This window comes from Alteromonas sp. a30, assembly GCF_026788005.1.
Lineage (GTDB): Bacteria > Pseudomonadota > Gammaproteobacteria > Enterobacterales > Alteromonadaceae > Paraneptunicella.
This window is the reverse complement of the sequence record NZ_JABEPE010000002.1, coordinates 1-11,977: the sequence shown is the minus strand read 5'-3', so window position 1 is coordinate 11,977 and position 11,977 is coordinate 1. Positions and strand designations below refer to the sequence as shown.

Annotated in this window: 5 protein-coding genes; all 5 read left to right on the top strand. The window is 47.1% G+C overall.

Annotation, left to right across the window (positions count from 1 at the left end):
- Window positions 1-40: 40 nt before the first annotated feature.
- A complete protein-coding gene (locus HJG39_RS02170) occupies window positions 41-799 on the top strand; it encodes a GntR family transcriptional regulator (protein WP_268406291.1) in 759 nt (252 codons plus the stop codon).
- A gap of 52 nt (window positions 800-851) precedes the next feature.
- Window positions 852-3,524 carry a pyruvate dehydrogenase (acetyl-transferring), homodimeric type gene (gene aceE / locus HJG39_RS02165; protein WP_268406290.1) on the top strand — a complete coding sequence of 891 codons (2,673 nt, stop codon included), beginning with the start codon at window positions 852-854 and terminating at the stop codon, window positions 3,522-3,524.
- Window positions 3,525-3,544: 20 nt separating this feature from the next.
- The gene (gene aceF / locus HJG39_RS02160; RefSeq protein WP_268406288.1) at window positions 3,545-5,218 is read left to right on the top strand and encodes a dihydrolipoyllysine-residue acetyltransferase; all 1,674 of its coding nucleotides are present in this window, start codon (window positions 3,545-3,547) and stop codon (window positions 5,216-5,218) included.
- A 185-nt stretch (window positions 5,219-5,403) separates the two neighbouring features.
- Complete coding sequence (lpdA, locus tag HJG39_RS02155; protein WP_268406286.1) at window positions 5,404-6,828, top strand: dihydrolipoyl dehydrogenase; 1,425 nt, start codon at window positions 5,404-5,406, stop codon at window positions 6,826-6,828.
- 226 nt (window positions 6,829-7,054) lie between these two features.
- The coding region (locus HJG39_RS02150; protein WP_268406284.1) for an Ig-like domain-containing protein at window positions 7,055-11,977 on the top strand (4,923 nt) is incomplete at its 3' end.

The following is an 11,977-nucleotide window of genomic DNA, read 5'->3' as shown; positions in this document are numbered from 1 at the left end:
GTTAACTAGTGTCGTTTTATGGATTCTTGAGTTGAGAAAAATGGGTCAAATACAAACACGAAAACTCGCGGAAGTGATTGCTGAGCAGCTTGAAACCATGCTCATCGAAGGCAAGTTATTGCCTGGGCAGCGCTTACCTTCCGAACGTGATTTAGCCGCCCAATTTGAAGTTTCTCGACCTTCTCTGCGTGAAGCGATTCAAACGCTGGTGAGTAAGGGGTTATTGATGCGTAAGCAAGGTGGCGGCACTTATGTTGCTAACCAACTCACGCCGAAAGTAACCGACCCCTTGATGGAATTAGTCGCAACGCGTCCAGAGGGGCAATTTGACCTACTAGAATTTCGTCATGCTTTAGAAGGAATGGCTGCTTATTATGCAGCATTACGAGGCACACAAAGCGATTACAAGCATTTAAATACTGCGTTAGAACGTGTTCAAAAACAGGTGCAAAAGGACGATTTGTCCGCGTTGGCACAGGCTTTGGCTGAGTTCTACATGTGCATGGCAAAGGGCTCTCATAACATGGTGTTAATTCATGTGATGGGGAATTTGTCGACATTGCTTAAAGAAAATATCGAAGGCAACTTGCGATTACTCCAAACAGCCCCAGAAGCATGTAAAAAGATTCACCAGCAACGAGAAGAAATTGCAGCAGCGATTGTTGCTCGCAACCCGAGTCAGGCGAGAAACGCCAGTAATGAACATTTGGCATACATTGAGCAAACTTTGTTGGAAATCAACCAGAAAGACTCGCGTATGCAAAGGGCGTTACGCCGAATTGAAATCAACCAAGGTTAAAAGTGAGATTGGCACTTTTAGCTTTAATCAAAACCAAATATAGGAACGCACCATGGCAGATATGATGCAACCAGATGTCGACCCACAAGAAACGCAGGAATGGTTAGATGCATTAGAAGCGGTGATGGAAGAAGAAGGCGCTGATCGTGCGCACTTCTTGTTGGAAACATTAATTGAAAAAGCACGTCGTACAGGCGCGCATTTGCCGTTTGATGCAACCACAGCTTACATCAACACCATCCCCTCTGGTCAGGAACCGACCATGCCGGGCGATCAAACCATTGAAGCTAAAATTCGTGCAGCGATACGCTGGAATGCCTTAATGATGGTGCTTCGTGGTTCCAAAAAAGATCTTGAATTAGGCGGTCATATTTCCAGCTTTGCTTCTTCAGCGATGCTTTATGATGTGGGTTTCAACCACTTTTTCCGGGCAGCCAATGACAAAGACGGTGGGGATTATCTTTTCATTCAAGGGCATGTTGCGCCGGGTATTTATGCTCGGTCTTTTATTGAAGGCAGACTTAACGAAGGTCAATTAGATAACTTCCGCCAAGAAGTGGATGGCGAAGGTATTTCTTCTTATCCGCACCCCAAATTAATGCCTGATTATTGGCAGTTCCCAACGGTTTCTATGGGCTTAGGTCCAATGCAAGCCATTTATCTTGCTCGTTACCTTCAATATTTAACGGATCGCGGTATTAAAGACTGCTCAGATCAACGTGTTTGGTGCTTTATGGGCGATGGCGAATGTGATGAGCCAGAGTCATTGGGCGCAATCGGTCTTGCGGCGCGTGAAGGCTTAGATAACCTGACTTTCGTTATCAACTGTAACTTACAGCGCTTAGATGGCCCAGTACGCGGTAACGGGAAAATCATCCAAGAATTGGAAGGCACATTCCGTGGCGCAGGTTGGGAAGTCATTAAAGTCATTTGGGGCCGCTATTGGGACCCGCTTCTAGCCCGCGATACATCAGGCAAGTTGCTTGATTTGATGAACGAAACCATTGATGGTGAATATCAAAACTGCAAAGCCAAAGGCGGCGCGTATACGCGTGAACATTTCTTCGGGAAATACCCTGAATTGAAAGAAATGGTTGCCAATATGTCTGACGACGATATTTGGCGTTTGAACCGTGGTGGTCACGATCCCGTAAAAGTCTACGCTGCTTATGACCGTGCGGTGAAAACCAAAGGTCGCCCACAAGTGATTCTTGCTAAAACCGTTAAAGGTTACGGCATGGGTCAGGCTGGTGAAGGTAAAAACATCGCTCACCAAGTTAAGAAAATGGATATGGAAAGCATCAAAGGCTACCGCGATCGTTTCAATATTCCATTAAGCGATGAGCAACTTGAGTCTTTACCGTACTACCGTTTCGATGAAGATAGTGACGAGATGCGTTATTTGCGGGCGCGTCGAGAAGCATTAAAAGGTTATTTACCAGCGCGTTTGCCAAAGAGCACGGAAGAATTACCCGTTCCACCATTAAAAGCATTTGATGCTGTTTTACAAGGCTCTAAAGGTCGTGAAATTTCAACTACCATGGCGTTTGTTCGTGTATTAACGGCACTACTGAAAGATAAGCAAATTGGCAAACGCATTGTGCCAATCATTCCAGATGAAGCACGTACTTTCGGTATGGAAGGTTTGTTCCGTCAAGTAGGCATTTATTCTAGCCAAGGTCAGAAATATGAACCACAAGACTCGGATCAGGTAGCCTACTATCGTGAAGATAAAAAAGGCCAAGTGTTGCAAGAAGGCATTAACGAACTAGGTGCGATGTCGTCGTGGCTAGCAGCAGCAACGTCTTATTCTACAAACAATTTCCCGATGATTCCGTTCTACATCTACTACTCTATGTTTGGTTTCCAGCGTATTGGTGACATGGCATGGGCAGCAGGTGATTCACAAGCGCGTGGTTTCTTAGTGGGCGGCACAGCAGGGCGTACAACCCTTAACGGTGAAGGGTTGCAACACCAAGATGGTCACAGCCAGCTACAAGCTAACATGATCCCAAACTGTGTTAGTTACGACCCTACATACGGCTATGAAGTGGCTGTGATTGTTCAAGATGGTATGCGTCGTATGGGTGAAGAACAGGAAAACGTGTTCTATTACCTAACGGTAATGAATGAAAACTACGAGCAACCAGCGATGCCAGAAGGTATTGAAGAGGGCATCGTAAAAGGAATTTATCAGCTAGAAACAGTGACAGCAGATAAAGCCAAAGGCGAAGTGAAGTTGTTAGGTTCTGGCACCATCTTGTTGCAAGTACGCGAAGCGGCGCAAATGCTAAAAGACGACTTCAATATTTCTTCTGAAGTATACAGCGTGACATCGTTCAATGAATTGGGCCGTGATGGCTTAGACGTTGATCGCTACAACATGTTGCACCCAGATGGAGAAGACAAGAAAGCCTACATCACACAAGTGCTTGAGCAAGGTAACAGTGGGCCAACAATTGCGGCAACAGACTACTTAAAAGCCTTTGCAGACCAAGTGCGTGGTTTTGTACCTGGGGCGTATCGCGTATTGGGTACCGATGGATTTGGTCGCTCTGATAGCCGGGCTAACTTGCGTCGTCACTTTGAAGTGGATGCAAAATATGTGGTTGTTGCTAGTTTGCACGAACTTGTGAAATCTGGCGCTATCGATAAGAAAGTATTGGCTGAAGCCATCAGTAAATACGGTATCGATATCGATAAAGTTAATCCATTGTACGCGTAAATCAGGCAGGAGAAATTCTTATGGCAGATCTAAAAGATGTACTCGTGCCGGATGTCGGCGGTGATGAAGTAGAAGTCATTGAAATCTGTGTTGCCGTTGGCGACACCGTTGAGGCAGAGGATGCATTAGTCACAGTTGAAAGTGATAAGGCAAGCATGGATATTCCAGCGCCTTTTGCTGGTGAGATTGCAGATATTTTGGTCCAAGTTGGCGACAAGGTCAGCATGGACAAACTCATTATGAAAATGAAAGCGGCGGGTGCCGCAGAGTCGGCACCCGCTGAATCAACGCCCGAAAAAGAGGCAGAACCGGAAACTGCCACCCAATCGGAGCCCGTTGAATCTGAACAAGCGGCGGCAGAAACACCTGTTGCCAGCGGCGAACCTTCTGTTATTGAAGTCGCTGTGCCTGATATTGGCGATGCGTCCGATGTTGATGTGATTGAAGTGTTAGTTGCGGTTGGCGACGAGCTGGAAGAAGAACAAGGCTTGATTACCTTGGAAACCGATAAAGCGACAATGGATGTTCCCGCGCCGCAGTCTGGTGTGGTGAAAGAGCTTAAAGTGGCGGTAGGTGACAAGGTTTCTCAAGGTTCTTTGGTCTTACTACTCGAAGTAGCTGGAGCGCCAGCTCAAGCCTCTGAACCGTCAGCGCAATCTGCGCCAGCAGCAGAACCTACAAAATCGGAAGAACAAGCTGCGCCAGCACCAGTAAAAGCACCACCAGTTCCACATCATCCTTCTGCGGGTGAGAGGGAAAAAACCGGCAAAGTGCATGCCTCACCTTCTGTGCGCCGATTGGCACGCGAATTTGGGGTTGATTTAGCCGTTGTCAAAGGTTCTGGACGCAAAGGTCGTGTACTAAAAGAAGATGTGCAATCTTATGTGAAATATGAGCTTTCTCGACCTAAGATGACAGCAGGTTCCTCGGTTTCTTCCGGTTCGGGTGGTTTACAAGTGCTTGCGCCACCGAAAGTTGATTTCAGTAAATTTGGTGAAATTGAAGAGGTTCCATTAACACGTATTCAGAAAATCTCGGGTCCAAACTTGCACCGCAATTGGGTCACTATTCCTCATGTGACCCAGTTCGAGGAAGCAGATATCACAGATGTAGAAGCGTTCCGTAAAGAACAAAATGCATTGTTGGCGAAGCAAAAAGCAAACGTGAAGATTACGCCATTAGTTTTCATCATGAAAGCGGCTGCAAGCGCGTTACAAGCTTATCCTGTGTTTAACTCTTCGTTGTCTGAGTCAGGTGAGTCTTTGATTCAGAAGAAGTATTTTCACATTGGTATTGCTGTAGACACGCCGGGAGGTTTAGTGGTTCCAGTGGTTCGTGATGTCGATAAAAAAGGCATTATGGAGCTTTCAAGCGAACTTATGGAAATCAGCCAAAAAGCCAGAGATGGTAAGCTCAAAGCAGCGGATATGCAGGGTAGCTGCTTTACAATCTCTAGCTTAGGCGGTATCGGCGGTACAGCCTTTACGCCAATCGTTAATGCACCAGATGTCGCTATTTTGGGTGTTTCCAAGAGTGAAATGAAACCAAAATGGAATGGTTCAGATTTTGACCCTAGGTTAATGTTGCCATTGTCACTTTCATACGATCACCGAGTAATTGATGGCGCGGTTGCGGCGCGTTTCGCGGTGCATTTATCTGGCGTTTTAAGCGACATTAGAAGGTTGGTTTTATAGCCGTCATGTGCAGGGATATGATGAAATAGCACATTACCCGTCATATCCTTTGCCATTAAAGGCGCAGGTCGTTAGAATTGCGCCTAATTTATTGAGAAATAAAAGAACCAAGCTGCGGAAATTCGGAGCCTAGGTTTAAAAATTAAAACATTTAACTTTGTATCAAACAGTCATTGAGGTCACACATGAGTGAACTAAAAACTCAGCTAGTCGTATTGGGCGCAGGCCCAGGTGGATATTCGGCGGCATTCCGTGCTGCTGACTTAGGCATAGAAACAGTGCTTGTTGATGCACGCGATACCTTAGGTGGTGTGTGCTTGAACGTTGGCTGTATTCCTTCCAAAGCATTATTACACGTTGCAAAAGTCATTGATGATGCAAAAGAAATGGCGGCTCATGGTGTGTCTTTCGGTGAACCTAGCATTGATATTGACAAAGTTAGAGCGTGGAAAGATAGCGTAGTAGGTCAGCTTACAAAAGGTTTGTCTGGCATGTCTAAAATGCGCAAAGTGAAGAACGTGCAAGGTTACGGTAAATTCACTGGCTCAAATACCCTTGAAGTAGAGGGTAAAGATGGTAAGAAAACGGTTATCAATTTTGATAACGCGATTATTGCAGCAGGGTCCGAGCCTGTTAGTTTGCCTTTCATTCCAAATGATGACCCGCGCGTTATTGATTCTACAGGCGCGTTGGAAATGGCCGATGTACCAGAAAAAATGCTGGTGCTTGGTGGCGGTATTATCGGCCTAGAAATGGGTACTGTTTACCGTTCACTTGGTAGTCAAATCGACGTTGTTGAGTTCCTAGACCAACTTATCCCTGCTGCCGACAAAGACATCATCAAGATTTATCAAAAGCACGTTAAAGACAAATTCAACGTAATGCTAGAAACCAAAGTGACTGCGGTGGAAGCAAAAGACGATGGTTTGTACGTGTCTTTCGAAGGCAAACAAGCTCCAGCAGAACCTGTTCGTTACGACAAAGTATTAGTGGCTGTTGGTCGTCGTCCAAACGGCGGTTTGGTTGATGCAGATAAAGCAGGTGTTGCGGTTGATGAGCGTGGCTTTATTAACGTTGATAAGCAAATGCGCACTAACGTTTCACACATCTTTGCGATTGGTGATTTAGTTGGTCAACCTATGCTTGCTCACAAAGCGGTTCACGAAGGTCACGTTGCCGCAGAAGTGATTTCTGGCATGAAGCATTACTTCGATCCTAAGTGTATCCCTTCAGTGGCTTACACAGACCCAGAAGTAGCTTGGGTTGGCTTAACTGAAAAAGAAGCTAAGGAGCAAGGTATCAAGTATGAAACAGCAAACTTCCCTTGGGCTGCTTCTGGTCGTGCTATCGCTTCTGGACGTACAGAAGGTATGACAAAACTTATTTTCGATAAAGAATCTCATCGTGTGATTGGTGGCGCCATGATTGGTATCAATGCAGGCGAAATGCTAGGCGAAATTGGCTTGGCAGTTGAAATGGGCGCAGATGCGGAAGACATCGCATTAACGATTCACGCTCACCCAACATTGAATGAGTCTATCGGTTTAGCGGCGGAAGTGTACGAAGGTAGCATTACCGACTTGCCAAATCCTAAGGCGAAAAAGAAATAAGTTGTTTGAATAAGTTAAATGTCATTAGGCCGCTTTTAAGCGGCCTTTTTTATAAGATTTGAGTCGACTTAAGTCAGGTTGATATTTTCACTCCTTGTCTCTCTCCCCCTTCCCTTAATTTGATAATTTTTGCGCTTTTTGGTTGAAATGTTAACCTGTTTGAGATAAGTTTCTGCCCGAATTTTATCAGCCACAATTACATCCTTTAGGGAATGCAGGTCAGGGAATGAAACACACTACGCTTCTGTCGTTTTTTACTTTTCTTTTTTTCATCTTTAGTGCGCAAACCAGCGCTGCCGATGCGGTGCATTGGGACTCGTCGACGCATGTCGAGCACTATCTTGATGTTAACGGTGATGGGGTAAAAGATTTGTTGCTTCAGGCAGCGTCTTCCTCCTCAAAAAGCGCCTTGTATTTGGGTAAGCAGGTTAACTTTTCCATTCAATATCATGATGATGCAGCGCTTTTTCTGGAAGCGGAGTTGGACGGTGCAAGCTGGACGGTAGAAGAGGCGCAGGTGGTGCCGGGCTATTTTAACGATGATGCCTATGAAGATGCGCTGGTGGTGTTACCTGCCCTGCAAAAAGCGTATTTGTTAATGGGTGAGCCGCGCGGTATGTTGGGCTTTCGTCGTTTTCAAGCCGAGCAGTTCTCGTGGCTTAAGATGGGTGAGGACAATCAATATTACACGGGCGATTTCAACGGCGATGACCAAAGTGATTTATTGGTGCTGATGAATGATTCCGGTGCGCATCAGCTTTATCACAGCTTACCCAATGGCGATTTCACACTAGCCCAAAAGCGTAAACGCAAGTCCCGTTGGGGTCTTAAAAAAGCAGAAGCCTTGTACATTGCTGATTTTAACGGTGACGGGCGAGATGACATTTTTGCCTTGTCTAAGAAAAAGCGTAAAAAACACTATCTGGCGCTTGCCAATGAAAAGGGTGTGTTTAAGCGTAGAAATACGCAGGTCATTAAGGCGGATTTTACCGATTTCGATTGGACGGGTGATGGTTTTAGTTCGGTTATAGAGGAAAGTGGCGGTGTATCTTATTTAGTGCGCTTGTACAACAGTAATGGCGGCATAGATGAGGAAGGCCGCTTTATTCCTGATGAGACCGATACGCTGCGCCATAAGAAGTGCCGGTATGTGTATTTCATGCCTCATTCGCAGGAAAGCGGCACAAAATGTGAGCTTAAGCGCCAAAAGCGTAAGAAGCGTAAACACAAGCGTCGCGCTGGTCGCGATGGTGATACCGGTGAGCTAAGCGCAAAAAGTGATGATGCATACAGCGCTGGTGCCAAAGCGCCGTTGATGGCACAAAACGCAGCCACAGCCAGCAGCACGGTTGCGGTTACATCCACAGAAGGCACCACAGTGCCTGAAAATCCTCCGAGCGCGCCGGTTTCCTCGGTGGGGGCTTATCCTGCTATTAACCAACCTTTTACGTTAAGTTGGGCGCCGGTGGCGGATGCCAACAAGTATGAGATTTGGGTAAGTTATGACCGGGGTCAAACTCAAGAAAATACTTATCACTACACCAGTGGTACCAGTTTTACCTTGTCGGAAAGCACCGAAGGCAGCCGTTTTTATTATATTCAAGCGTGTAATGCCAAAGGGTGCAGTCCCAGCAGTCCTTATCGAAGTGTGTATATTTATAATATCCCGCAGCCTGTGACGCAGTTTGTTTCATCAATCGATACCGTTCCTGCTGATAGCGATGTCGAAGTGTCATTAAGTTGGTCGCGCCCTGATGGGCTGATTGGCTCCGGTGGTTACTATAAAATATTAGAAACAAACCCAAATGGTGTTCAGTCTTGGGTAAAGGATAAACTGGCTTCAACGACCACATCGGCTACGGTGCAGTTTAATCATCGCTTGGCGGGTCAATACAACTATAAAATCTACTCTTGCAATAAAACCTCAGCATATTGTTCTGGTCCTAGTCCCTATGAGGTGAATGTGAGTGTGCTGCCAAGTGCGGTGGGGCAAGCGAGCATTACCAACTTAACCTACACGCCGGTTGTGGCGTATGTGGGGCAGACCCAGCGTTTTAATTTTGACTATGAAAATGCCACTTGGTGTTATAGCCATAATTACTCTCATGATCCGAATGCATCTGTCACCTACATTGGTGGCCCTAATAACACCACGGTTTCCTCTTCACATTTTAGTTGGTCGGCTTATCGCGCGGCACCTGCAACGTGGACCTTTGATGTCACCTGCTACAACAGAATCAATAACAGCAAGAAAACCCAGAAAGTTTCTACCATCATTCATGCGAATCGGGCCCCGATCGCTTACGATGATTCGCAGGCGCTGTTTTATGACCAAACCGCCACTATTCGGGTGTTGGATAATGATATCGATGCGGATGGTCATGCTTTGGCGATTACCAGTTACACGCAGCCAAGTGCGGGCAGTGTTAACTGTTCGAGTGTGTGTACGTATACCGCGCCTTCGTCGCGTTTGGGGAATACTTCAACCAGTTTCTTTTATACGGTCAGTGATGGTTGGGGCGGCACCTCAACCGCTCAGGTGAGCATTAATGTTATTACGCCTGCGCCAGACCCGGCGCCAACCTTAACTGAATTGCACTATTTTCCGCAAATTGTGAAGGTGGGAGAGGAGCAAATGTTTTCTTTTTCCTATACCAATGTGCGGGAATGTAAAAACAGTCTTGGTGTGGATTATGTGCTGAACAATGGCCAATTGCAGTCGGGCACTTTTAGTTGGGGCCCTGTCCTGCGTGAATCGCCGACAGTATGGGATTTCACGGTGACCTGTTACAACAGTAATGGCAGTGTCACTGTGCCTGTGTATGGCGAGATACAACCAGCAGAGCCACCCGTTGCCAATCCTGATGAGTATACGGTGGAGCAATACTCAAGTAATAACCTTTTGTCGGTATTGGATAACGATACCCCTGATGGTGACCTTTTAAGCATTGTGCAGGTGGGGGATATTACCCAAGGGCAGGTGGCGATTGCCTCTGGCGGCAAGCAGCTTATTTTTGCGCCGCAAGGGGATTTTGTGGGTACGGTCAGCTTTGTTTATACCATTGAAGATGGCGCAGGGCAGACATCGCAAAGCACGGTCACTGTTACGGTCGGGGAAGTGACCACGCCAAATCCGGGGTTGATTGCAGAATATTTATTTGAAGATGCCAGTAATCTTGGTTTAGACACCTCCGGGCGTGGTAATCATGGCACCATTGATAGGTCGCCTAGGCAAACCGTCGGCAAAATTGGTATGGGGATGCACACCACCTATGGCGCACTTAAACAATTGCCCGGCTTTAATAAAGGGCAGGTGGTGACCATTAACTTTTGGTTTAAAACCAGCTCCACCCGCGAGTTCTTGTATTTGATGCACCAAGGATACTGGGATGTTGATGGCAGGCTACCGGCATGGGAGTTTCGACCTGAAATCATTAAAGATGGGCGTATCCATTTTGTGACCTTGGGTGATAACGGTGTCCTCCGCGATTTGGTGTATTTTTACGATACACAGAAAAACTACCGTGATGGCCGCTGGCATATGATGACCGTTATCACCGATGGCACCTTTATGGAAGGTTTCATGGACGGTGTGCAAAGCGGTATTGATAACAGCATTGGCGGGCCGGATAATTGGACGGCAGACCAGCCTAAATCGGCCAGAAAGGTCGGGGCCTTATGTTACTACGGGCACCTTCTTTGCAAACACGGCTATCAGTATTTTGACGGTGCGATAGATAACTACCGCATGTACAACCGCGCCTTATCGCGCGAAGAAATCACCGCCCTTTATAACGAAGAATTTAAAGCACCTAACCATGAAGCCCAAGGTGAAGTGGCGATTAGTGGTGAGCCTTTAGTGGGAGAAGTCCTCAATGTGGAAGAAACTGTTGCCATTACGGATGCGAATGGGTTAGGGGAGTTTCGTTATCAGTGGATGCGCCATAAAGACGGGGTGAGTCTGATTATTGATGGGGCGACGACTTCAAGTTATACCGTGAGTGCAGATGATATTGGTTACAACTTAAGTGCCTCGGTTCTTTTCGCTGATGGTGATGGTTATAACGAAAGTATTAGTGCCGTGCCAACGGCTGTGGTGGCAGCGCAATTGCCGATGAGCATTAGTGTGCTTGAGCCGCTGAGCGTGGATGAAGATACGCTCATATCTCCGCTGAGCTTTAGCATTTTAGGCGATGCGGTACCACTGGCCGATTTAACCCTTGAGGCTACCTCGGATAACCAAACCCTATTGCCTGATGAAAACCTTAGCATTGAGGGGACAGGTGCGCAGCGCAGTTTGAATATCACCCTTGAGGATGACCAATACGGTGAGGTTACTATCACGCTGACCCTTTCTGATGGGCGGTTGTCTAGCGGGACCGAGTTTAACCTTCAGGTTTTACCCATTAACGACCCGGTTGAAGGTAACGTGCTTATCATTGGTGAGGCGCAAATCGGCGAGACCTTAACCGCGCAAACCAGCGCCCTTCATGATGCTGATGGTATTGGTGCTTTGCAATACCAGTGGTTGCGTGATGGTGTGGTTATTACAGGTGAAACCGCCGCTAGCTACACAGTGCTTAGCAGTGACGATGCCAAGTCGTTGAGTGTTGAGGTGAGTTACACCGATGATGAGGGCATGGAAGAATCCATTGTTAGTGAGGTTGTCGTTGTCGGTCAGGCGCGCGTCCTAGACTGGGGACAGCTAGGCGGAGAAGCAGCAGATGCCGCACAGGTGAGCAAAACCGCATCAGCCAGTGACTTTAATGGTGCCACGCCGGCACAGGCCGGTGTCAGCGGCGGGGCGGCGTCATACCATATTCCAATAGTGATACCGCCGGGTCGAAACGGCGTGCAGCCGAATGTGGCACTGAATTACAGCAGTCGCAGTGGCAATGGTATTGCCGGTGTAGGCTTTAGTTTATCTGCAAGCAGCAGTATCACCCGCTGTCCTGCAACCGTGGCACAAGATAACTTTATTGCCGGGGTGGATTACACGGCAACCGACCGCTTATGTTTAGATGGTCAGCGCTTGGTGTTAGTCGGTGGCACCTATGGCAACGATGGGGCGACGTATCGCACCGAGATTGAATCCTTAGTGTCGGTGACCCAATCGGGTGACTATAGCGGCGCGGCGAGTTTCACTGTC

Coding starts and splice junctions, on each gene's coding strand:
- HJG39_RS02170 (WP_268406291.1), top strand. CDS start 41: ATGGGTCAAATACAAACACGAAAACTCGCGGAAGTGATTGCTGAGCAG.
- aceE (WP_268406290.1), top strand. CDS start 852: ATGGCAGATATGATGCAACCAGATGTCGACCCACAAGAAACGCAGGAA.
- aceF (WP_268406288.1), top strand. CDS start 3,545: ATGGCAGATCTAAAAGATGTACTCGTGCCGGATGTCGGCGGTGATGAA.
- lpdA (WP_268406286.1), top strand. CDS start 5,404: ATGAGTGAACTAAAAACTCAGCTAGTCGTATTGGGCGCAGGCCCAGGT.